Annotated in this window: 22 protein-coding genes; 9 read left to right on the forward strand and 13 right to left on the reverse strand. The window is 70.1% G+C overall.

Translation table 11 applies throughout. The annotated features are described in order from the left end of the window. Positions 1–74 precede the first annotated feature (74 nt). On the reverse strand, positions 75–1,742 hold the full coding sequence (locus tag JOE67_RS07945; protein ID WP_204974939.1) for a glycoside hydrolase family 13 protein: 1,668 nt from the start codon (positions 1,740–1,742) through the stop codon (positions 75–77). Positions 1,743–2,025: 283 nt separating this feature from the next. On the opposite strand from JOE67_RS07945, the gene JOE67_RS07950 reads away from it, so the two are divergent. Next, the gene (locus JOE67_RS07950) at positions 2,026–2,238 is read left to right on the forward strand and encodes a hypothetical protein (protein ID WP_204974940.1); all 213 of its coding nucleotides are present in this window, start codon (positions 2,026–2,028) and stop codon (positions 2,236–2,238) included. A gap of 87 nt (positions 2,239–2,325) precedes the next feature. Here JOE67_RS07950 and JOE67_RS07955 read toward each other — a convergent pair whose 3' ends face one another. From JOE67_RS07955 to JOE67_RS07975, 5 genes are all read right to left on the reverse strand, one after another. After that, positions 2,326–2,910: a DUF1349 domain-containing protein gene (locus JOE67_RS07955; protein ID WP_204974941.1), complete on the reverse strand. Its 585-nt coding sequence runs from the start codon at positions 2,908–2,910 to the stop codon at positions 2,326–2,328. Between the two features lie 28 nt (positions 2,911–2,938). Continuing rightward, a complete protein-coding gene (locus JOE67_RS07960) occupies positions 2,939–4,252 on the reverse strand; it encodes a dihydrolipoamide acetyltransferase family protein (RefSeq protein ID WP_204974942.1) in 1,314 nt (437 codons plus the stop codon). Between the two features lie 119 nt (positions 4,253–4,371). Next, positions 4,372–5,352, reverse strand: coding sequence for an alpha-ketoacid dehydrogenase subunit beta (locus tag JOE67_RS07965; protein ID WP_204974943.1), 981 nt, complete (start codon positions 5,350–5,352; stop codon positions 4,372–4,374). Further along, positions 5,352–6,479, reverse strand: a complete 1,128-nt coding sequence (locus JOE67_RS07970) for a thiamine pyrophosphate-dependent enzyme (RefSeq protein WP_204974944.1) — start codon at positions 6,477–6,479, stop codon at positions 5,352–5,354. Before JOE67_RS07970 ends, JOE67_RS07965 begins: the two co-directional genes overlap by 1 nt. 96 nt (positions 6,480–6,575) lie before the next feature. Next, positions 6,576–7,643 carry a histidinol-phosphate transaminase gene (locus JOE67_RS07975; protein WP_204974945.1) on the reverse strand — a complete coding sequence of 356 codons (1,068 nt, stop codon included), beginning with the start codon at positions 7,641–7,643 and terminating at the stop codon, positions 6,576–6,578. A 112-nt stretch (positions 7,644–7,755) separates the two neighbouring features. Between JOE67_RS07975 and JOE67_RS07980 the strand changes: the two genes are divergently transcribed. Further along, positions 7,756–8,157 carry a phage holin family protein gene (locus JOE67_RS07980; protein ID WP_204974946.1) on the forward strand — a complete coding sequence of 134 codons (402 nt, stop codon included), beginning with the start codon at positions 7,756–7,758 and terminating at the stop codon, positions 8,155–8,157. Positions 8,158–8,176: 19 nt separating this feature from the next. Here JOE67_RS07980 and JOE67_RS07985 read toward each other — a convergent pair whose 3' ends face one another. Next, a complete protein-coding gene (locus JOE67_RS07985; protein WP_204974947.1) occupies positions 8,177–9,481 on the reverse strand; it encodes a WXG100 family type VII secretion target in 1,305 nt (434 codons plus the stop codon). Next, a complete protein-coding gene (locus JOE67_RS07990; RefSeq protein WP_204974948.1) occupies positions 9,478–9,738 on the reverse strand; it encodes a hypothetical protein in 261 nt (86 codons plus the stop codon). The genes JOE67_RS07985 and JOE67_RS07990 overlap by 4 nt, the downstream gene beginning before the upstream one ends. A 113-nt stretch (positions 9,739–9,851) precedes the next feature. On the opposite strand from JOE67_RS07990, the gene JOE67_RS07995 reads away from it, so the two are divergent. The 3 genes from JOE67_RS07995 to JOE67_RS08005 all read left to right on the forward strand — a co-directional run bounded on the left by JOE67_RS07995 (position 9,852) and on the right by JOE67_RS08005 (position 12,993). After that, positions 9,852–10,364, forward strand: a complete 513-nt coding sequence (locus tag JOE67_RS07995) for a low molecular weight protein-tyrosine-phosphatase (protein WP_204974949.1) — start codon at positions 9,852–9,854, stop codon at positions 10,362–10,364. A gap of 37 nt (positions 10,365–10,401) precedes the next feature. Beyond that, on the forward strand, positions 10,402–11,775 hold the full coding sequence (purB, locus tag JOE67_RS08000) for an adenylosuccinate lyase (RefSeq protein ID WP_204976783.1): 1,374 nt from the start codon (positions 10,402–10,404) through the stop codon (positions 11,773–11,775). A gap of 132 nt (positions 11,776–11,907) precedes the next feature. Then, positions 11,908–12,993: a PQQ-dependent sugar dehydrogenase gene (locus JOE67_RS08005; protein ID WP_204974950.1), complete on the forward strand. Its 1,086-nt coding sequence runs from the start codon at positions 11,908–11,910 to the stop codon at positions 12,991–12,993. A 12-nt stretch (positions 12,994–13,005) separates the two neighbouring features. Here the strand turns inward: JOE67_RS08005 and JOE67_RS08010 are convergent, their stop codons facing one another. Both JOE67_RS08010 and JOE67_RS08015 read right to left on the reverse strand, forming a co-directional pair. After that, entirely contained in the window at positions 13,006–13,407 is a 402-nt protein-coding gene (locus JOE67_RS08010; protein WP_204974951.1) for a hypothetical protein, read from the reverse strand. Beyond that, positions 13,404–14,075, reverse strand: coding sequence for an acyl-CoA synthetase (locus JOE67_RS08015; RefSeq protein ID WP_204974952.1), 672 nt, complete (start codon positions 14,073–14,075; stop codon positions 13,404–13,406). Before JOE67_RS08015 ends, JOE67_RS08010 begins: the two co-directional genes overlap by 4 nt. Before the next feature lie 115 nt (positions 14,076–14,190). Here JOE67_RS08015 and JOE67_RS08020 point away from each other — a divergent pair, with 115 nt between their 5' ends. The 3 genes from JOE67_RS08020 to JOE67_RS08030 all read left to right on the forward strand — a co-directional run bounded on the left by JOE67_RS08020 (position 14,191) and on the right by JOE67_RS08030 (position 16,515). Next, positions 14,191–14,529, forward strand: coding sequence for a PadR family transcriptional regulator (locus JOE67_RS08020; protein ID WP_204974953.1), 339 nt, complete (start codon positions 14,191–14,193; stop codon positions 14,527–14,529). After that, a complete protein-coding gene (locus JOE67_RS08025) occupies positions 14,526–15,515 on the forward strand; it encodes an HAAS signaling domain-containing protein (protein WP_204974954.1) in 990 nt (329 codons plus the stop codon). Before JOE67_RS08020 ends, JOE67_RS08025 begins: the two co-directional genes overlap by 4 nt. A 103-nt stretch (positions 15,516–15,618) precedes the next feature. Then, positions 15,619–16,515, forward strand: coding sequence for a DMT family transporter (locus JOE67_RS08030; protein ID WP_338041535.1), 897 nt, complete (start codon positions 15,619–15,621; stop codon positions 16,513–16,515). On the opposite strand, the gene JOE67_RS08035 is transcribed toward JOE67_RS08030, so the two are convergent. Next, the gene (locus JOE67_RS08035) at positions 16,484–18,538 is read right to left on the reverse strand and encodes a YhgE/Pip domain-containing protein (RefSeq protein ID WP_204974955.1); all 2,055 of its coding nucleotides are present in this window, start codon (positions 18,536–18,538) and stop codon (positions 16,484–16,486) included. The two genes, JOE67_RS08030 and JOE67_RS08035, sit on opposite strands and share 32 nt — an antisense overlap. A 230-nt stretch (positions 18,539–18,768) precedes the next feature. Here JOE67_RS08035 and JOE67_RS08040 point away from each other — a divergent pair, with 230 nt between their 5' ends. Then, a complete protein-coding gene (locus JOE67_RS08040) occupies positions 18,769–20,496 on the forward strand; it encodes an AMP-binding protein (RefSeq protein WP_204974956.1) in 1,728 nt (575 codons plus the stop codon). 24 nt (positions 20,497–20,520) lie between these two features. Here JOE67_RS08040 and JOE67_RS08045 read toward each other — a convergent pair whose 3' ends face one another. Further along, positions 20,521–20,952, reverse strand: a complete 432-nt coding sequence (locus tag JOE67_RS08045) for a hypothetical protein (protein WP_204974957.1) — start codon at positions 20,950–20,952, stop codon at positions 20,521–20,523. Positions 20,953–21,129: 177 nt separating this feature from the next. Then, the gene (locus JOE67_RS08050) at positions 21,130–22,620 is read right to left on the reverse strand and encodes an MATE family efflux transporter (RefSeq protein ID WP_204974958.1); all 1,491 of its coding nucleotides are present in this window, start codon (positions 22,618–22,620) and stop codon (positions 21,130–21,132) included. Between the last annotated feature and the right edge of the window lie 76 nt (positions 22,621–22,696).

Below are 22,696 nucleotides of genomic sequence, written 5' to 3' on the forward strand. Positions count from 1 at the left end.
GCACGGCCCCGGCTGCACGGATCAGAAACGCACCTCCGACGACGTTCGGAGGTGCGTTTCTGATCTTCAGCGGGTCAGGCCCTGAGCCAGGCGGTCGCCTCGCCCGGCAGGGCGCCGCCGTGCAGCGGCCGGGTGGTCAGCACCACAGCATCCGCGTCGGCGCCGAGGGCGAACGGCTCGGTGCCGAAGTTCGTCACCACCTGCCAGCCGTTGGGCCGGGCGAAGCGCAGCACGTCGACGCGATCGGTCTCGAGCCACTCGAGCTTCTCATCGGTCTGCAGATCGCGGCGCAGCCTCAGCGCCTCACGGTAGAGCGAGAGGGTGGATGCCGGATCGGCCGCCTCGACATCGACCGCATACTGCGCGAACCAGGAGGGCTGCGGCAGGTGAGCGCCGTTCGACCCGAATCCGAACGACGAGCCCTCGGCCGTCCAGGGCAGGGGCACGCGGCATCCGTCGCGGCCGAGACCGTCGAACTCGCCGCCGCGGAAGAAGGCCGGGTCCTGACGCTGCTCGGGCGTGATCGCGGCAACCTCGTGCAGTCCCAGCTCCTCGCCCTGGTACAGGTAGGTGCTGCCAGGCAGGCCGAGGAGCATCATGGTGGCCGCCTCCGCGCGACGGCGTCCCTGATCTCGGTCCAGCTGCTCCTCCGGCCCGCCGGCGCGCACCCACTCGACCCCCTGCTTGACCGGGCGGCCGTTGAGGGGCGGCAGCCCGTAGCGGGTCGCGTGCCGGGTGACGTCGTGGTTCGAGAGCACCCATGTCGTCGATGAACCGCTCAGCGTCGCCTGCGCGAGGTTGTCTGCGACGATGCGACGGAACTCCGCCGCATCGAAGTCGGCGACCAGCAGGTCGAAGTTGAACGCCTGCCCGAGGCCCTTCGCCGACGCGTACTTCGCTCGGCGCTCGGGCGTGGACACCCACGCCTCTGCGACCGCGGTGCGCGGCGGGTCGTACGAGTCGAACACCGTGCGCCACTCGGCGTAGATCTCGTGCACGTCGTCGCGGTCGATCAGCGGGTGCGTGCCGTCCTGCGGCAGCAGCGCGAGCTCGGCGCTGCTGGGCAGCGGCTCGCTGAGATCCTTCGTGAGCATGTGCGCCACGTCGATGCGGAAGCCGTCGACGCCACGGTCCGACCAGAAGCGCAGGGTGGTGAGGAAGTCCTCGCGCACCTCGGGGTTGCCCCAGTTCAGGTCGGGCTGCTCGGTGGCGAAGTTGTGGAAGTACCACTGGCCGTCTTCGACCCGCTCCCACGCGGGGCCGCCGAATACGGAGACCCAGTCGGTCGGCGGCTCGGCCCCGTCGGGGCCCTTGCCCTCGCGGAAGATGTACCGGTCACGAGCCGCCGACCCCCGCCCGGCGGCGAGCGCCTCCCGGAACCACTCGTGCCGGTTCGAGGTGTGGTTCGGCACGATGTCGATGATCACCTTCATGCCGCGCTCGTGCAGGGCAGCGACCATCGAGTCGAACTCGTCGAGGGTGCCGAGGCGCGGGTCGACGTCGCGGTAGTCGTCGACGTCGTAGCCGCCGTCGGCGAGCGCCGACGGGTAGAACGGGCTCAGCCAGACGGCGTCGATGCCCAGCTCGGCCAGGTAGTCGACTCGGGATAGGATGCCCCGCACGTCGCCGATCCCGTCGCCGGTGGCGTCCGCGAAGCTGCGGGGATAGATCTGATAGACGGCGGCCTGGCGCCACCAGGCTGCGTCATCGGCGGGCTTGTCGAGGGAGTGGACGTCGCTCATCCTCACCACGGTACGTGAGTCACGCGGAGTCGAGAGGTCAGGAAGGCACGGGAAGGCGGGGCTTCCCGTGTCGAGAGGTCAGGAAGGCACGGGAAGGCGGGGCTTCCGGTGCCTTCGTGACCTCTCGGGGGCGCGGGCGGGGGCGCGGGCGGGCGGGCGGGGGCGGGCGGGGGGCGGGCGGGGGCGCGCGGCGGCGCGGGCGGGGGCGGGGGCGCGGGCCGCGGGCTACGCTGTCGTGCAGGGCCTGGATCTCAGATCCGGCGAAGGACGGAACGAGGACCACATGCAGGCACTGATGATCGGCAGCTGGGCTCTTCAGATCCTCGCGTTCGCCGGAGTCCTGTACGCCATCATCCGGTTCGCGATCGTGCATGCGCTGCGCCAGGCACGGCACGAGGCGCGAATCGAGCAGCACGTGCCGAAGGCGGCGACCTGGCTCAAGGGCGAGGAGCACCGCCTGCTCGACGTGTCGAATTCATCGCACGAGAACGTCTGACTCGCCCTCGGCGCTGCAGCATCCGCCGAAAGTTCACAAAAGCACCGGAAGGCGACGCCTCCCGTGCTTTTCTGACCTCTCGGCAGGTCAGTGCAGCGCGGCGTCGGCAGCCGTCGTGCGCCAGGCGTGGAACGGCACGGTCAACCCGGCGCGAGTAGGTGCGCAGATCAGCGGACCGGCTTCGGCGTGCGCCTCGGGCGGAAACGGCACCACCCGCACCAGGCGCAGTTCGCCGCCGTCGACGGATGCCCGGATCGTGAGCGCATCGCCCGACCTGCTGACCCGCACGAGCACGCGGCGACCCAGCCACTCGGGAACAGGGGCGACCGACCAGTCGGATCTGCCGTCGGTGACCACCGCACCGAGCTGAGGCTGCCCGTCGGCGTACTCCACCCCCGCTTTGACCCAGTGCTCGTCATCGATGCGCACGAAGACCCCGGCCTGATCGAACTGCTGCGAGAACGCGGCGGCGAACTCGACCTCGACCGCGGTGTCCTGCGGGAAGGGAGCGAGCAGCGCGTGCTCGCTGTCATGCACGAAGCCGTAGGAGGTGAGGCGCCAGGCATCGCTGCCCTCTGCGGCGGTCACGACGAGGTCGTCCCCGTGCTCGACTGCAGCGACGGGCGGATGCGTCCAGCGTCCGTCGCGCCAGGCGATCCTGTCGTCGTTCATCCGATTCCCTTCCGTTCACCCGCAGGCGTCAGTCGACGAGCAGGGCGGGCTCCTCGAGGATCGAGGCGACGTCGGCGATGAAGCGGCTCATGCCGTCACCGTCGATGACGCGGTGGTCGAACGAGCCCGACACCGTCGTGACCCAGCGGGGACGCACCTCGCCGTCGACGACCCACGGCTTCTGGGCGATCGTGCCCATGGCGACGATGCCGGCCTCGCCGGGGTTGATGATCGGGGTGCCTGCGTCCATGCCGAAGACGCCGATGTTCGTGATCGTGATGGTGCCGCCCTGCTGATCCGCGGGGGTCGTCTTTCCCTCGCGGGCCGTGAGGGTCAGGCGGTTCAGCGACCGCGCGAGGTCCTTCATGCTGAGGTCCTGGGCGTCCTTGATGTTCGGCACCAGCAGCCCGCGCGGGGTCGCGGCGGCGATGCCGAGGTTCACGTAGTGACGCACCACGATCTCGGCGCCCGCGTCGGTGTCGACCCATGCGGCGTTGACCATCGGAGTGCGACGGGCAGCCCAGATCACGGCACGCGCCATGATCAGCAGCGGCGAGACGCGGATGTCGGCGTAATCGGGCGACGCCTTGAGCCGCTTGACGAGCTCCATCGTGCGGGTCGCATCGATCTCCTTCCACACGGTCACGTGCGGGGCCGAGTACGCGCTCTGCACCATTGCCGACGAGGTGGCCTTGCGGACGCCCTTGACCGGGATCGACTCGGATCGACCGTCGTCGACCTTCGGCGCTACCGTCAGCTTCTCCTCACGCACAGCCCCCCACTCAGGAGTCTGGATGTTGCGGAAGACGCTCGCCTGCTCCGCGTGCTTCACGACGTCGTCACGGGTGACCTCGCCGTCGGCACCGGTCGGAGTGACCTCGGTGAGCTCGACGTTCAAGTCACGGGCGAGCTTGCGGATCGGCGGCTTCGCGATCACGCCCACCGACGAGCGCACAGGGCGCTCGGCCGGCTTGCGGCGGCGTGAGGTCGCCCCTCCCCCGGTGCCGTAGCCGACGAGCACCGAGCCGCCGCCCTCGTCGGTCGCGGGTGGTGCCGCGGGATCAGTCGGGTTCACCGCGATACCGGCATCCGCCGCGTCCGCCTGGGCCACGAAGGTGATGATCGGCGAGCCGACCTCCACCGTGACCCCTTCGGCGACGAGCAGCTCGCCGACCACCCCGGCGTGCGGGGAGGGCAGCTCGACGAGCGACTTCGCAGTCTCGATCTCGCAGATGACATCGTTGATCGCCACGGTGTCGCCGGGGGCGACCTTCCACGCGACGAGTTCGGCTTCGGTGAGGCCCTCGCCGACGTCGGGAAGGGTGAAGGTCTGAGTGGTCATTGCGAGTCCTTTCGGCCGGAGCGGCGTTCGCAACTCAGGAAGGAGGTGCCGGGACGACCGCTCTGGTGCACAGTGCGAGCAGATCGCGCGGATTCTTCCTGAATTGCGAACATGAAGGGTCAGTAGGCGAGGGAGCGGTCGACGGCTTCGAGGATGCGGTCGGCATCCGGCAGGTACGTGCCCTCGAGTTTGGCGGGCGGGAACGGGGTGTCGAAGCCCGAGACCCGCAGCACCGGCGCCTCGAGTGCGTAGAACGCGCGCTCCATGACGGTCGCGGCGATCTCGCTGCCGACGCTGGTGTGCCCAGGGGCCTCCTGCGCGTAGACCATGCGCCCGGTGGAGCGCACCGAGTCGAGGATCGGACCGTAGTCGACGGGTGAGAGCGAGCGCACGTCGACGACCTCGCAGCTCGTTCCCTCGGCCTCGGCGAGCGCGGCGGCCTGCAGCAGGGTCGTGACCATCGCGCCGTGGCCGACGAGGGTCACATCGGTGCCGCGACGGACGATGCGCGAGGCGTGCAGCGGCAGGGCGGATGCCTCGAGCTCGACCTCGCCCTTCTGCCAGTAGCGGCTCTTCGGCTCGAGGAAGATGACGGGATCGTTCGAGCGGATCGCCTCCTGGATCATCCAGTACGCGTCATTCGGGGTCGACGGCGAGACGACCCGCAGGCCCGGCGTGTGCGTGAAGTACGCCTCGGGGCTCTCCTGGTGGTGCTCGACGGCTCCGATGTGCCCGCCGTAGGGGATGCGGATGACGACCGGCATCGACAGCGCGCCCTCGTGCCGGTTCGTCAGCTTCGCGAGCTGCGAGGTGATCTGGTCGAACGCGGGGAAGACGAATCCGTCGAACTGGATCTCGATGACCGGACGGAACCCGGCCATCGCGAGTCCGATCGCGGTGCCGACGATGCCGGATTCGGCGAGCGGGGTGTCGAGCACGCGGCGGTCGCCGAAGTCGCGCTGCAGGTGCTCTGTGATGCGGAACACGCCGCCGAGGCGGCCGATGTCCTCGCCCATCAGCAGCACGCGCGGGTCGTCTTCCATCGCCTTGCGGAGTCCGGCGTTCAGGGCCCTCGACATGGGCATCGTCTCGATGGTCATCAGCGCGCTCCTCCCTCGAACGAGGCCTCGTAGTCGTTGAGCCACGTCTTCTGCTCGGCCATCAGCGGATGGGGATCGCTGTACACGTGGTCGAAGATCAGCGAGCGCTCCGGCGAGGTGAGGGTGATGGCGCGGCTGCGCAGGTCTTCTGCGGCGTCGGCCGCCTCGGCATCCGTCTCCTGGAAGAGGGATGCCGGGGCACCGCGTCCTTCGAGGAAGGCCCGCATGCGGGCGATCGGGTCGCGCTGCGCCCAGCGCTGCTCCTCGTCGGAACCGCGGTACTTGGTCGGGTCGTCGCTGGTCGTGTGGGCGCCCATCCGGTAGGTGACCGCTTCGACCGCCCGCGGGCCGAGTCCGCTGCGCGCCTCGTCGAGCAGGGTGCGCGAGACGGCGTAGCTGGCGAGCACGTCGTTGCCGTCGACTCGCACCGAGGGGATGCCGTACCCGGCGCCACGACTCACGAGAGGCACCTTCGACTGGGTCTCGACGGGCACCGAGATCGCCCAGTGGTTGTTCTGCAGGAAGAACAGCACGGGGGCGTCGTAGCTCGCGGCGAAGACCATCGCCTCGTGCACGTCTCCCTGGCTGGAGGCTCCGTCGCCGTAGTAGACGACGACGGCCTCGTCGCGCTCGGGGTCACCGGTGCCTGTGCGGCCGTCGAAGGCGAGGCCCATCGCGTAGCCGGCGGCGTGCAGGGTCTGCGAACCGAGCACGAGCGTGTAGATGCGGGTGTTGCCGTTCTGCGGATCGGTCGGGTTCCAGCCGCCGTGCGAGGTGCCGCGCATGACCTTGAGGATGTCGACCGGGTCGACGCCCCGGATGCGGGTGACGGCGTGCTCGCGGTATGACGGGAACAACGTGTCGTGGGCGCGGGCGGCGCGGGCGGATCCGACCTGCGCCGCTTCCTGGCCGCGGCTCGGCGGCCACAGGGCGAGCTGGCCCTGGCGCTGCAGGTTGGTGGCCTGGGTGTCGATCGCGCGGATGACGACCATGTCTCGGTAGAACTGCTCGAGTTCGGCGTCGGTCAGCGCGTCGATGAGGGGCAGATAGCGCTCGGCGTCAGCCGATGGTGCGTAGCTGCCGTCGTCGGCGAGGACGCGAACGAGAGGGGCTTCGATCGGGGTCACGTGACCCACGCTACCCACGCCGGCATGCCAGGTCACGCATACCTAGGGGACCCTACTAAGTGCCCGGAACCTGGACTTTTCGCGTCAGGGGCGAGGTCAGAGCAGTGACTTCGCGACGGCGAGCACCCGTTCGATCGACTGCTCCTCGCCCACAGAGATGCGGATGCCGTCGCCGGGGAACGGGCGGACGATGAGGTCGGCGGCGTCGAACGCGGCTGCTGCCTCGGAGGTGTGCTCCTTGGTGCGCAGCCAGACGAAGTTGCCCTGAGCGTCTGGCACCTTCCAGCCGAGTTCGCGCAAGCGTGCGGCCAGGCGGTCGCGACGCTCGACGATCACGGCCACGCGCTCGAGCAGTTCGCTCTCGGCGTCGAGGCTGGCGATCGCGGCGCGTTCGGCTGCCGAGGTCACCGACAGCGGGATGGCGGTCGTGCGAGCGGCGTCGAGCACACGCGGATCGCCGATGGCGTAGCCGACGCGCAGCCCGGCGAGCCCGTAGGCCTTCGAGAACGTGCGCAGCACGACGACGTTCGGGTGCTTCTCGAACACACGCTCGGCGAGGCCGTCGACGGCGTCGGGGGCGGTGACGAACTCGGCGTACGCCTCGTCGAGCACGATCAGCACGTCCTGCGGCACCTTCTCGACGAACGCCGCGAACTCGGCGCTCGTGATGATGGGGCCGGTGGGGTTGTTCGGCGTGCAGACGATGATCACGCGGGTGCGGTCGGTGATGGCATCCGCCATCGCGTCGAGGTCGTGACGCGCGCCGGATGCCAGCGGGACCTGCACGGCGGTCGCCCCGGCGACCAGCGGGAGGCTCGGGTACGCCTCGAACGAGCGCCATGCGAAGACGACCTCGTCGCCGATCGACGAGGTCGCAAGCACGAGCTGATGCAGGATCGCGACGCTGCCGGATGCGACGTGAACGGCGTCGGCGGAGACACCGTACTTCTCGCCCAGCCGGGCGCGGAGCGCGGCGGCGGAGGCATCCGGGTAGCGGTTGACCGGAGTGGTGTGCTGCAGCGCCTCGACGACCGAGGGAAGCGGGTCGAACGGGTTCTCGTTGCTCGAGAGCTTGAACGCGTCGGGCCCTGCCTGCTTGCCCTGTCGGTACGGCGGCAGGGCGGCGATCTCGGGGCGGATGCGGGGCAGGATCGGCTCAGTCACGGCATCAGTCTATGAGCCGCACCCACCTGACCCTCCTGGGGCCATCCTCGAGACGGGAATCCGCGACGCACGCCTCGTCGCGGGACCGTCTGTCACGTGGCAGGATCAGCAGATGCGATTCCTCATCCGTGTCGTCATCAACGCCTTCGCCATCTGGGTCGTCACGCTCATCCCGCTGCTCGGGATCGGCATCCGCCCCTTCGAACCGGGCGGCGACCTGCAGATCGCCCTGACCTTCCTCGCGGTCGGAGCGGTGTTCGCACTGGTGAACTCCATCATCGGCACGGCGATCAGGATCGTCGCCTTCCCGCTGTACATCCTGACGCTCGGGTTGATCTCGTTCATCGTGAACGGGCTGCTGCTGTGGATCACCGCGTGGATCACCAGTGCCTTCAGCTGGGGTCTGACCGTCGACTCGTTCTGGTGGGGTGTCGTCGCCGCCTTCCTCATCTCGATCATCAACGCGATCTTCGGCGCCGTGCTGCGGCCGCAGGAGAAGAAGAAGCGCCGCTGACGCGGACGGGGTGGCCGCCTCACGGCCTGCTCGCCCGGTACTCGGTGCGCTCGACCGAGACGACGTCGGCCGCCTCGGTCTCGAGACCCGCTCGCAATGCCACGACGCGGGCGTCGCCCGACTCGTCGGCAAGTTCGAGGGTCTGGTCATAGGCGTCGCGGAAGTGGGAGTGCACCGACGTGGCCTCTCCATGCGTGGCGTACTCGCGCGAGATGGTGATGCTCTCCGCGGATCCTGTGGCGCCGGCCGGCCCGCCTCCGCTGAGGCCGGCTCCGACCGGATCGTCGGTGTGGAACGCGCGGATCAGCGTCTGCTCTTCGTCGAGAACGGGCACCGTCGGACTGCCGACGATCATCACTCGCGAGGTCTCGTAGACGCCGCTCATGGCGACCGCTCCGGCGATGGCCGCGCCCTGCGAGTATCCGACCACGTCGACGCGCGCTCCCGGCTCGGCGCCCGCGAGCCTGAGCGCCTCGACGGTCGCGGCGTATGCCGCGCTCTGCTCCCCCGCCGCGTACAGATCCCAGTTCGACCCCATGTCCCACGGATCGTCGCCCGCGAAACCGAGGCTGCGCGTGCCGTCGATGTAGGCCACGTACGAGACCGAGCCGTCGCCGTGGGTGCGTTTCTCGACGGCGACCTGCGCCTCACCGCCGGGCAGGCGCTGCACCAGCTGCGTCAGCGTCGTCGCCGATCCGCCGACGCTCGACCGCGACACCTGCGCCACCGCGACAGGCGGGGCCCCGCCCGTGACCCGCTTTCCCGGGAGGGCCGAGCCGGCCGCGTCGGTCGCATCGCCCAGCATCCGGGTGAGCACGCGCATGGGTACGAGAGCCGCCAGCCTCATCGCGCCCAGCGCGAAGGCGTCGAGCCACTGATCGAGCATGCCCTCCTGCGACCGCTTCTCCCACGCCGCCTCGATCGAGACCGCCATCGCGTCGAGCTCGGGATATGACGCGACGAGCTCGTCGATGCGCCCCTGCAGCCGACCAGCCTCGACGGGGTGCTCGATCGACAGCATCTCCTGTCGCGAGCGCAGGTCGGCGAGCTCGAAGGCATCCGCCATGATGCCCGTGCCCCTGGCATCCGACGCGAGCTCGTCTGCGTGGTCGACGAGCGCCTGCCCGCAGGCCCACAGGGCCGGAAGGTCGGGCCGAGCAGGCGCGCCCCAGGTCGACGCCAGCGTCTGATGAGCACGCCGCACGCTCTCGCCCGCGTCGGCGAGACGCGCGGCCACAGCCGACATGCGGTCGGCCACCGCGCGCATCTGCTCGGGGTCGACCGAGATCGCCCCGCCGCTCGTGATCTCGAGCTCGCCGCTCATGAGATCCCTGCCATGCATGCGCTGCGCTGCGATTCGACGGCGGCGCAGTGCTCGGTCAGCGCCGCGACTCGCTCGAGTAGCGAGGCGCGCAGGACCTCCACGGCATGCGACCTCCACTGCGAGTCGGCGACCAGCCGCCACAGCTCGATCCGCACCTGGGTGATGGTGTCGATCGCGTCGTCGAGATGACGCACGCCGCCGAGCAGTGCGGCGACCTCTTCGGCCGTCGGCGATGCGGTGTGAAGGGTGGTGAGCATGCATCCAGGGTGCGGGCGACCGGGCATCCGTCCTCGCCCCGTTCCCGCACGATGTGCACAACTCGACGCATGACGCGATTGGGGACGGAAGTGGATGCGGGCAGAATGGTGAGATGACCGACCCGGATCCCTTCCGCGTCATCTTCGTCTGCACGGGCAACATCTGCCGCTCTCCGATGGCCGAAGTGGTGCTGCGTGCGCTCTCAGAACAGCGTGGGCTCGGCCGGCGCGTGGTCTCGAGAAGCGCCGGAACCGGCGACTGGCACGTCGGCGAGCGCGCCGACGAGCGCACCCTCGACGCGCTGAACCGGCGCGGCCTCGACGGATCGCAGCATCGCGCCAAGCAGTTCAGCGCGGCATCGTTCGCCGAGAACGACCTGATCATCGCACTCGATCGCACGCACGAGCGCATCCTGCGCGCCTGGGCCCGCACGGAAGACGACGAGGGCAAGGTCATCCTGCTGCGCGCCTACGACCCGAGTGCGTCGAGCATGGACGTGCCCGATCCCTACTACGCAGGGCCTGCGATGTTCGATTCGGTGCTCGGTATGATTGAGACCGCCACCCGCGGCCTCTTCGCGCAGCTCGAACCGGCTGTGCGGGCATCCCATCGCCGTCCCGCGTGACGCGGGACCCTGAGCAGGAGGACCTGCCCTGACTTCTCTGCCCTCGCTTCCGACCCAGCCGCTCAGCCCCCTCGACGGCCGCTACCAGGCCGCCGTCTCGGGCCTCGCCGACTACCTCTCGGAGGCAGGGCTCAACCGCGCCCGCGTCGAGGTCGAGGTCGAGTGGCTGATCGCCCTCACCGATCGGTCGCTGTTCGGGACGTCGCCGCTGGCGGATGCCGACAAAGAGCGTCTGCGTGCGCTGTACCGCGAGTTCGGTCAGGCCGAGATCGACTGGCTGGCCGAGAAGGAAGCGGTCACGCAGCACGATGTGAAGGCCATCGAGTACCTGGTTCGCGACCGGCTTCAGACCTTGGGGCTGGATGCCATCGCCGAACTCACGCACTTCGCGTGCACCAGCGAAGACATCAACTCGGCCTCGTACGCCCTCACGGTGAAGCGCGCCGTCGAAGAAGTGTGGCTGCCTGCCCTCGACCTCGTGATCGCCACGCTGCGCGAGCTCGCCGTCGAGCACGCCGACGCGGCGATGCTGTCGCGCACCCACGGCCAGCCGGCGACGCCGTCGACCATGGGCAAGGAGCTCGCCGTCTTCGCGTGGCGCCTCGAGCGCGTGCGAGGGCAGATCGCCGCATCCGACTACCTGGCGAAGTTCTCGGGCGCGACCGGCACCTGGTCGGCGCACCTGTCGGCCGACCCCGACGCCGACTGGTCGACGATCGCCCGCGAGTACATCGAGGGCATGGGCCTCGGCTTCAACATCCTCACTACGCAGATCGAGTCGCACGACTGGCAGGTCGAGCTGTACGACCGCGTGCGTCACGCCGGCGGCATCCTGCACAACCTCGCCACCGACATCTGGACGTACATCTCGCTGGGCTACTTCGCACAGATCCCCGTCGCGGGTGCGACCGGCTCGTCGACGATGCCGCACAAGATCAATCCGATCCGGTTCGAGAACGCCGAGGCGAACCTCGAGCTCTCGGGTGCGCTGCTGAACTCGCTGTCGCAGACGCTCGTGACCTCGCGCCTGCAGCGCGACCTGACCGACTCGACCACGCAGCGCAACATCGGCGTCGCGTTCGGTCACTCGCTGCTCGCCCTCGACAACCTGCGCCGTGGCCTGGGCGCCATCTCGCTGCGCCGTGACGTTCTGCTCGACGACCTCGATCAGAACTGGGAGGTGCTGGCCGAGGCTATCCAGACCGTGATCCGGGCCGAGGTGGTCGCGGGCCGCTCATCGATCAGCGACCCCTACGCGCTGCTGAAGGAGCTCACCCGCGGACACCGCGTGGGCGCGACGGAGCTGGCCGAGTTCGTCGAGAAGCTCGAGATCGGGGATGCCGCGAAGCAGCGTCTTCTGGCTCTGACCCCCGCCACGTACACCGGCATCGCCGAGCGCCTCGCGCGCTGATCCGGCGGGCTCGGCGAGAACCCCTCTTCGCGTCGAGTGCAGTGACCTCGGCGCCGCAGGTATGCCCGCGGGCTGGATCAGCGGCCCGAAGTGGCGGATGCTTGAGGGCACACGTCTGAGAGGAGCACCGTCATGAGACGGATGGTCGCACCCGCCCTGCTGGTCGGCGCTCTCCTGCTCTCCGGGTGCTCGGGCCCTGGCAACCCCACGCCCGCGATGACCCCGCCTCCCGCCATGGCGCACGCCGAGGCGGTCACGCTCGCGAGCGGGCTGAAGGCGCCGTGGTCGGTGGTGCGGCTCGACGGCGGCGGCGCGCTGATCTCGCAGCGCGACGGCGGCGAGGTGCTCGAGCTGACAGCATCCGGCGACCTGCGCGAAGCGGGCGTCGTGCCCGGCGTCGTCTCCGGGGGCGAATCGGGGCTGCACGGCCTCGCGGTGCTCGACGACGACGACGCACGCTGGCTGTATGCGTACCACGGCGCCGAGGAAGACAACCGGGTGGTGCGGATGCCCCTGACCGGCGACCCCGGGTCCCTGGCCCTTGACGTCGCTGCGCTCGAGGTCGTGGTCGAGGCCATCCCGCGCGCATCGAACCACGACGGCGGCCGCATCGCCTTCGGCCCCGACGGCATGCTGTACATCGCCACGGGCGACGCCGGCCAGCGCGACCGCGCGCGCGACCGGGACTTCCTCGGCGGGAAGATCCTGCGGGTGGCGGCGACCGGAGAGCCCGCGCCCGGCAATCCGTTCGGCACCGCCGTCTACAGCCTCGGTCACCGCAACGTGCAGGGTCTCGCGTGGACCGCCGACGGCACGCTGTGGGCGAGCGAGTTCGGGCAGAACACGTGGGACGAGCTGAACCGCATCGAGGCGGGTGGCGACTTCGGCTGGCCGGATCACGAAGGGTTCGCGCGGGTCGACGATGCGATCGACCCTGTCGCGGTGTGGGCGCCCGATGAGTCCAGCCCCAGCGGCATCGCCGTGGTCGACGACGTCGTGCTCGTGGCCGGCTTGCGGGGAGAGCTACTCTGGGTCTACGACACGAAGACGCCGAGCGTCGAGCCGTGGGCGCTGCACACCGGCGAGTTCGGCCGGCTGCGCGACGTCGTCCCCGGCCCCGACGACACGTTCTGGGTGCTGACGAACAACACCGACGGACGCGGATCACCCGGCGCCGACGATGACCGGCTGCTGCAGCTCACGCTGCCGGAGGGCTAGAGCGCAGGGGCGTCAGGATGCGGGCGCGCGGCTGTCGCCGGCATCCCGGCCGTCACCGGCGTCGCGACCGTCGGCGTTCGACGGGCCCGGCTTCGACGTCGACGGGGGCTCGTCCTGGTCGAACAGCACCGGCCGGTCGATGGTCTTGGTGACATCGGCGGGATCGACCGCGAGCATGAGCATCGCGAGGCCCAGCAGCGTGACGATGAACGAGGCGCCTCCGATGACCAGACCGAGACCGAGCGGGGTCAGGCCCTCGTAGGTGCCCTTCGCGATCGAGAGGTTGACGCGCTGGGTGAAGGCGCCGGTCGAGACGAGCGTCACGACGGTGGCGAAGATGCCGGCGGCGAGCGCGATGCCCACGAGGTGCAGCGGGCGCAGGATCTCTTTGCGCGTCGGCTTGTGGTCGGTCATGCCTCTCCTCCGTGGTCGGCCAGGCGGTCGGCCCCAGCAGTCGTCTCGCCGTTCGCCTCAGCGCTCTTCGTCGCTGGCGCGAAGCCCGCGATTCCGAGGAACACCGCCACGATGGCCGCATAGCCGCCGAACAGTCCGACACCGATGATGATGCCGGTGAGCGAGAAGGCCTGTCCCTCGACCGCGTAGTTCTGCACGAACCCGACGGGGATCACCAGCAGCAGCAGCGCGAGCAGCAGGCCCAGCGCGCCGATGGTGATCGCGTCGCGCGAACCCTCCTGGCCGCGGGTGCGGATGCCCCAGATCAGCTCGACGAGACCGGTGAGGGCCGCCCAGGTGATCACGAGCACGAAGAACAGCGCGTCGGTGCGCCAGGCGGGGATGCTCGCGGCCATGCCGAGCACGAGGGTGATGGCGCCCATGAGCACCGCGGGCCAGCGCTGGCCCGCCCGGTGCACGATGACCGCGCCCGCGATCAGCACGAGCGAGGTGACGATCGCGAACCCGCCGAACACCGACAGGCCGACGGCCGCGGAGTGGTCGGGCGAGAACGTGATCATGAGTGCGGCGACGGCCGCCATGAGAGCGCGCGCCAGCTGCACAGAGCGCGTGGTGAAGGGTCGCCCCGTTGACGGGCGCGCGGTGCGCGAGGCGGAAGCGGCGGGCATGACAGTCCTCAGATAGGTGACCCGTCCAGTCTACCCGCGCCGCCTCTGCGAAGCCCCGGCCCTGGTGCCCTAACCTTATATTGCAATACTTGCATTGCATGATTACTCTGATGCCATGACCGAGAGCATCGAGCGCATCGCCACAAACCTGCGCAAAGGGGTGCTCGAGCTCTGCGTGCTCGGGCTGCTCGCCGCGGGCGAGCGCTACGGCCTCGATCTGGCATCCGACCTGCAGGGCCGCGGCCTGATCGCCGGCGAGGGCAGCCTGTACCCGCTGCTGGCCCGCATGCGCGACGGCGGTGTCGTCGACACCCGCACCGAAGCGGTCGGCGGCGGCCGGCCGCGCAGGTACTACACGATCACTGCCGCCGGGCGCGAGCAGCTGATGACGTTCATCGAGGTCTGGCGCGCGATCGGCGTCGAGGTCGACACCATCATCGAGGGGGCAGCATGAACACCGAAGACACGTACCTGCGATCCGTGGAGCGGATGCTGCACACCATCGCCCCCACCCACCGCACCGCGGTGCTCGACGACCTGCGCGGTCACTTTGCCGATGCCGCAGACGCCGGCCGGGCGGTCGATGAGACGATCAGGGGCCTCGGCTCGCCGCAAGAGATCGCGGATCGTGCCATCGAGGAGTTCGGCGCAGATGCCCCGGCCGTCGACGCCCGCGCGGAGCGCGCGTGGCGCGTTCTGCAGGGCACGGCCCTCGGGGTCTCCATCGTGATCGGCGCGGTGGCGGCGTTCATCATGCCGACGCAGGAACTGGTGACGACCTCCGTTGATCCCGATGGCCTGGTGACGATGACTCCCACCGCGACCATCGCCGAGACGATGGGGGTGGGTGCGGCTCTTCTCGCCCTGATTCCCGCACTGCTCACCGCGATCCCGCTTGTCGTCCCTCGGACCGCACGAGCGGTGAGCGCACTGCTCTGCGACGCAGCGCTGACCTGTGCGGCCGTGGTCAGCTGGTTCGTCCCCGGGGACATCTTCATGCCCGCAGCGATGCTGGCGTGGTCCGGGCTGATCGTGTGGCGATACCTGTCGTCTGGTCGCGGTTTCAACTGGATCTGGCGACTCGTCGGCGCCGTGCTCACGATGATGCCAATCGTCGGATTCCTTCTCATCCTGGGCCTCTCCCTGCCCTTCGGCGCGATGCCTCGTCGCTACGCCGACTACAGCGACGTCGACGGGGGCGGCCCCAGCGTCGGCATCGAGGGAGGCGGATGGGTGCTCGGGGTCGTGGTCGCCGTACTTGCGGTGTTCTTGATCATCGGTCACCGATGGACTGGCTGGGCACTGGCAGCCATCGGCGCCGCGACGTTGGTTTCAGCGCTCATCTCGGGCTCGCTGCTCATCACGATGATCACCTGGATCGGTGCCTTGTGGCTCACGATCGGCCTGTCCCACGCCATCGCGACTCCCCGCCGCCGCTGACGCCCGTCCACGAGTCGGCGCGATCTCCGGCATCCGGACCGGCATCTGTCCATCGCGCCGTCATCCGTTCCGCACAGCCTCTGCGAAGACGCGAGAATCTACTGTGCCCTCTCGTGTTCGCTGGATGCGCCTGCGCCCGCAGGAGCTCGCCCTCATCGCCATCACCGCCGTCTGGGGCAGCACGTTCCTGCTCGTGCACTGGGCGATGCAGCACTCCGGCCCGTGGTTCTTCGTCGGCCTGCGGTTCCTCGTGGCCGGCGCGATCAGCATCCTGATCTTCCGCCGGTCGCTGCGGGGCATGACCTGGGCCGACATCGGAGCCGGCTCCGCGATCGGGGCGATGATCTACGGCGGCTACGGTTTGCAGACTCTCGGGCTGCAGACCATCGACTCGAGCACGTCGGCATTCCTCACCGCGCTGTATGTGCCGATGGTACCGTTCGCGCAGTGGCTGTTCTTCCGCAGGCGCCCGCCCGCGCTGGCCTTTCTCGGCGCCGGGCTGGCGTTCGCCGGCCTGCTGCTCATCGCGGGTCCTGCCGCGCTCACCTTCTCGCTGGGCGTCGGCGAGACCGCGACGCTGATCAGCACGCTGCCGATCGTGGGCGAGATCATCCTGATCAGCCTGTTCGCGAACCGCATCGACCTCGGCCGCATCACCGTCGTGCAGCTGGTCACCGCCGGCCTGCTGGGCTTCGCGACGATGCCGTTCACGGGCGAGACTGTGCCCGCCTTCTCGTGGGTGTGGGTCGTGGCCGGCGTCGGGCTGGGAGCGGCGAGCTGCCTGATCCAGCTGACGATGAATTGGGCCCAGAAGTCGGTCTCGCCGACCCGGGCGACGATCATCTACGCCGGCGAGCCGGTGTGGGCCGCGGCCATCGGACGCATCGCGGGTGAGCGTCTTCCGGCCGCGGCCCTGCTGGGCGGGATGCTGGTGGTGCTGGGCATCATCGCCAGCGAGCTGCGGATCGTCAGGCGCTCGCGAGCGCGCGCCGGTGACTGATGCGGTGTCCGGCCCAGAAGCCGATCGCGATCAGACCGGCGAGGCCCAGACCCAGCATCCAGGGCAGCATCGACGGCGCCGCCTTCGCGGTCGCCGACGCGAGTTGAACCGAGCCGGCGGCCAGCTTGCCGTTACCGTCGCTGAGCTTGGTCGCGCCGCCCGACAGCTCGCCGCCGCCGGCGGCGAGCTTCGCCGTTCCCTCGTCGACGGCGGTCGCGCCGTCTGAGAGCGCGCCGATTCCGGTGCTGAGGTCGGATGCCCCGGTGCTGAGCTTCGACGTGCCCGCAGCGAGCTCGCCGGCGCCCGTCTCGAGCTTGGTCGCGCCCGCGCTGAGCGTCTGCGCGCCGGTGCTGAGGCGCCCGGCGCCCGACGAGAGCTCCATGAGCCCCGCCGTCAGATCGGCGGCGCCAGCGGCGAGCTTGGCGGTTCCGTCGCGCAGGTCGCCCGATCCGGATGCCAGGGTGCTGAGGCCCCCGGAGAGGGTGGCCGCACCGGCCGAGAGGCGCGAGTTGCCGGCCTGGAGATCAGCCGCGCCCGTGGCCAGGTCGCCTGCACCGGCAGACAGCGCCGTGGCGCCGTCGGAGAGAGCCATCGAGCCCTTGTGCACCTCGGTGGCGCCGGCTGCCAGCGTGCCCGCGCCGGCCGACAGGTCGCCGGCGCCCGTCGAGACAGCGCCCGCACCCGCCGACAGCGTTCCGGCGCCCGCGGACAGGCTGCCCGCGCCGGTGGACACACTGTCTGCACCCGCCGACACCTTCGCGACACCCGCGGCCAGAGCCTCGGCTCCTGCGGAGAGATCTGCCGCCCCGACCTTCAGCCCGCCCGTTCCCGGCCAGCCCAGCTTCGCATCGCCCTGTACGAGGGTGGTCGCGCCGCTCGCGACAGCGTGCGCGCCGGCGGATGCGGCCACCAGGCCCTCGGCGAGCGACGATGCAGCCGCGGTCGGCGCCGCCATGCCCTGAACCTGCTGCTTCAGAGCGATCGACACCTGCACGAGGTTCGCCAGCTCGGTGTTGGAGGGGTCGGCTGCAGCGAGCTTCGCCAGGTCGTCGGCGAGCTTCTGCGCCGTGGCGGGTGCCGCCGTGGCGAGGCCGGTGAGCTGAGTCTTGGTCGCCGGGTCGGCCAGCATGCGCACCTGGTCGGTGACGCCGCCCGAGAGCTTCGCGTCGAGGTCGGCAGCGCCGGCGAGCAGCTTCGACGAGATGTCGTGAGCGGCGGCGACACCGGCCGAGAGGCCGGTCGCGCCTGCCGAGATCCTGGCAGCACCCGCACTGGCCTCGCCCGCTCCCGTCGCGAGCGCCGACGCACCGGACGAGAGCGAGGTGGCACCCGTCGCGAGGTCGGATGCACCGGTCGCGAGTGTCGATGCACCGGACGAGAGCGACGTCGCGCCCGACGAGAGCTTCACGGCCCCTCCAGCCACCTGCCGTGAGCCGTCCTCCAGGGCTCCGGCACCGCCGGCGACCTTCCGGGCCCCGTCTGCAAGGGCAGCGGCACCGCCCGAGACGAGCTTCGAACCCGCCGCTGCGGCCTGCGCACCCACGGCGAGCTGGTCGGCGCCGCCGGATGCCCTGGCCGCGCCGTCGGCGAGCTTGCGGGCTCCCGCGCTGGCCGATCCTGCGCCTCCGGTCACCTTGAGCGAGCCGGCGTACGCCTTGGAGGCCCCGCCGTCGAGCTTCGACGCGCCGTCGGCGGCTGTCGACGCGCCGGCACTGAGCGTGGTCGCTCCCTCAGCGAGCTTCAGTGCGCCCGCGGCCGCGCTCGTTGCGCCGTCGCTGAGCCTGCTCGCGCCGTCGCGGGCAGCCGTCGCGCCTTCGGCGAGAGCCGATGTGCCGTCGGCGAGTTCGCCCGCGCCGTCGGCGAGCGTCGTCGCACCGGAGGCGAGCTGCGTCGAGCCGTCGTGCGCGGCCGACGATCCATCGGCGAGCTCGGCGGCACCGGCGGCGATGCGCCCGGTCGTCGCGAAATAGAGGAACACCATCGCGGCCAGCAGGATGCTGAGCACGACGACGAAGATGCGCATGCCGATTCCGTGCGCGTGAGGGGTACCACTCGTCATTGAGCACTCCAGGGTCGGGGGGCGTCGTCGCCCGGAGCGAGCGTAGGGACGAACCGCCACGGCGGGTGGTACTTGGGCCGCCGAAACCAAGTTCCGGATCCCATGACACTCGGTTTCTGTACGTTGTCAACAAAATCGTTGTCGGCGCGGCTGAGTGAAGATGGAGGGGTCCGAATCGAGCAAGGGAGCCTTCGATGACCCGCGCCGCCACCGCAGCGACCACCGCCATCCGCGAGATGCGCGACTTCCTCTTCGCGAACGGAGCCGACTACGACCGAGCCGTCGCCGGGTTCTCGTGGCCACAGGTCGACTCGTTCAACTTCGCCCTCGAGTGGTTCGACGTCGTCGCCGCCGAGATGCCCGACCGCCCCGCCGTGCAGATCGTGTCGGCCGATCTGACGGTGCGCACCTGGACGTACGGCGAACTCTCGGCCCGATCGGACCAGGTCGCCTGCTGGCTCCGCGACCTCGGCATCCGGCGGGGCGACCACCTGATCGTGATGCTGAACAACACGATCGAGCTGTGGGAGATCATGCTCGCGATCACCAAGATCGGTGCCATCGCGATTCCCACATCCACCCTGCTCTCGGCATCCGACCTCGCGTATCGGATCGCCCACGGCCGCGCGCGCGGCGTGGTCGCGCTGGGCGGGCTGGCCGGGCGGGTGGCGGATGCCTCGGACTCGGCCACCACGGATCTCGTGCGCATCGCCGTCGGCGAGGCGCCCGCCGAGTGGCACGACTTCGCCGCCTCGCACCACGCGAGCACGGCATTCGAGCCCGATGGTCCCACCCCGGCATCCGACACCGCCCTGCTCTACTTCACCAGCGGCACCACCAGCCGGCCCAAGCTCGTGCAGCACACCCACGTCTCGTACCCGGTGGGGCACCTGTCGACCATGTGGTGGCTGGGTGTGCGGCCGGACGACGTGCACCTGAACATCTCGTCGCCCGGCTGGGCGAAGCACGCCTGGTCGAGCTTCTACTCGCCGTTCCTCGCGGAGGCGACGGTCTTCGTCTACAACTACGAGCGCTTCGACGCGAACACGCTCATGCAGGTGATGGACACCCACCGCGTGTCGACCTTCTGCGCGCCCCCGACGGTGTGGCGGATGCTGATCCAGGCCGACCTGAACCGGCTGAGCCACCCGCCGCGCGAGCTCGTGGGCGCAGGTGAGCCGCTGAACCCCGAAGTCATCAGCCGGGTCCGCGACGCCTGGGGCTCGACCATCCGCGACGGCTTCGGGCAGACCGAGATGACGGCCTGCATCGGCAACTCCCCCGGCCAGGTGGTCAAGGACGGCTCCATGGGCCGGCCGCTGCCCGGCTATCCCGTCGTGCTGCTCGACCCGGTCACCGGGCTGCCGGCCGATCGCGAAGGGGAGATCGCGCTCGACCTCGCCGAGCAGCCGCTGGGTCTGATGGCCGGGTACTACGAGGATCCGGAGAAGACCGCCGAGTCACGCGCCGGCGGCTATCACCACACCGGCGACATCGCGGTGCGCGACGACGACGGCTACCTCACCTACATCGGCCGCGCCGACGATGTCTTCAAGGCGTCGGACTACAAGATCTCGCCGTTCGAGCTCGAGTCCGTACTGCTCGAGCACGATCTCGTCATCGAGGCCGCTGTGGTGCCCAGCCCCGACGAGACGCGGCTCGCCGTGCCGAAGGCGTACGTCTGCCTGCACGGCGATGCCGGCATGGGGGCCGACGCCGAGCGCGACGCCGCGGCGCAGATCTTCGCATTCGCGCGCGAGCGCCTGTCATCGCACCTCTGGGTGCGCATCATCGAGTTCGTGCCCGAGTTGCCGAAGACCATCTCGGGCAAGATCCGCCGGGTCGAGCTGCGTGCGCGCGAGGCCGAGCGCGTGGCATCCGGAGATGTGGCTGGGCAGCAGTTCGACCGCGACCACCGGTAGCGACCGTTCGGCCCGCGCTGGGGGTCAGGAGGCGACGCGGACGGTCTCGGTGATCGCCCGTGCGGGGATGCTGCGCGCCGGGGTGCGAGGCGCGCCGGCGCGCGGCGACGCCTCTGCCGCCGGCGTCGCGGGCTCCTGCACCGCTGCGTGCACCTGGGTCTCCGCCGGAACAGTGGTGCGGGTCAGAGTGACGCCGCGGAACAGCCTCCGGAGCACAGCGCCGACGACGAACGCCGCGACGAGAGCACCCACGGCGATGAGGAACGGCGTCCAGAGCATGGCGAACGATGCGCACAGGCTGAGCAGCGCGCCCACGATCCATACGCCGGCACCGCCGCCCGCGAGACCCGCCGAGCCCCGCGCGAGCGCGAAGGTCGTGATGAGCGCGCACACGACGGCCATCACCGCTCCGGCGATGCCGATCGGCACCAGGAACGACGCCAGTGTGTTGGTCACTGCGAGAGTGGACATTCTCGACCCCCCGGTCATCCGCACACCGCCCCCCGGCGTGCTTCTGGGATCAAGGTTACGCGGGGAGATCCCATCCATGCGTCAGCCGAGGGAACGATTCGGCATCATCCTGAGGGATGACGCGTGAACGGCGCATGACGAGGTGCGCGCTGCCCTGCGAGGTCAGCGCGGGCGCCGCGGGAGGCGCGGCAGACGAAGGGCGCTGAGGCGCGGAGCGACCACGGGCACCGGGGCCGTGAACACCGCATCCACCATCCTCGACCCCTCAGCGGGGCCGATGACGGCGATCGGCGTGGTCAGGGTCGTCTCGACCGGCTCCACGGGCATGCGGGCGAAGCCGCGGTGCGCCGCGACGTAGGCCGGCACGAGGATCGCGACCGCGCCGATCCACGCGAGCGGATTGCTCATCGCGACCCCCGCGAAGTCGAACATCGCGCCGAGCACGATCGCTGCGACGACGCGGGCGATCAGCTCGATCACCCCGGTCACCGTCGGCACGAGCACCCTGCCGACTCCCTGCAGCACACCGCGCAGCACGAACAGCACTCCGAGCACCCAGTACGTCACCCCGTTGATGATCAGCATCTGGTGCGCGAGATCGACCACGTCATCCGAGCCGTCGCCGACGAACAGCCGCACGACCGCCTGACCGAAGGCGATCATGATCACACCCAGCACGGCCGAGGTGATGACGGCCATCCACAGCGCCTGGATCGTGCCGCGGCGGATGCGGTCGGGGCGGCGGGCACCGAGGTTCTGCGCCGCGTACATCGATGCGGCCAGGCCCAGTGACGCGAGGAAGGCCACGGCGAGACTGTCGACGCGCGACGCCGCGGTGTAGGCGGCCACGGCCTCGGCGCCCAGCATGTTCAGCGCGACCTGCACGACGAGCGCGCCGATCGCGATGATCGACGCCTGGAAGCCCATCGGCAGACCCAGCCGCAGGTGCTCGGCGACCTCGGCGCGGCTGATCCTCCAATCGGCGCGGTGCACGTGCAGCACAGGCAGCCGGCGCCACAGGTAGCCCAGGCACAGCAGCACGGAGATGGCCTGCGCGATGACCGTCGCCCAGGCCGCGCCGGCCACGCCCCAGCCGAGCGGGCCCACCATCAGGATCACGAGGCCCACGTTGAGTCCGCACGAGATCACGAGGAACACCAGAGGGGTCGTGGAGTCGCCGATCGAGCGGATGATCGCCGCGAGGTAGTTGAAGAACATGATCGTGCTGCCGCCGATGAAGGTCACCTGCGTGAAGACGGTGGCCTCGGCGAGCAGCTCCGGAGGGGTCTGCAGCAGCTCGAGGCACGGCTGCGCGATGAGCGGGCCCAGCACTGTGAGGATCACGCTGGTGGCGGCCGTCAGCAGGGTGCCGGTGGCGACCGAGCGGCTCACGCCACGGGCATCCCCCGCGCCGAACGCCTGGGCGGTCGGGATCGCGAACCCGCTCGCGAGACCCCACGCGAAGCCGATGATGAGGAAGATGAGGCTGCCGGTCGCGCCGACCGCGGCGAGCGAGTCGACGCCGAGCCAGCGACCCACGACGATCGTGTCGACGAACTGGTACAGCTGCTGCACGACGTTGCCGATGAGCAGGGGCACGGAGAACAGCAGGATGACGCGCCAGGGGCGGCCCGTGATGAGGGTGGTGGCCATGATGATCCGGAGAGAGGCTGAGGGGGCTGAGCCGAGAGTGCCGGCAAAAAGACGGCGGCACCGTGGATCGTCACGG

The sequence above is a fragment of the Microbacterium esteraromaticum genome, from assembly GCF_016907315.1.
GTDB classification, from domain to species: Bacteria; Actinomycetota; Actinomycetes; order Actinomycetales; family Microbacteriaceae; genus Microbacterium; species Microbacterium esteraromaticum.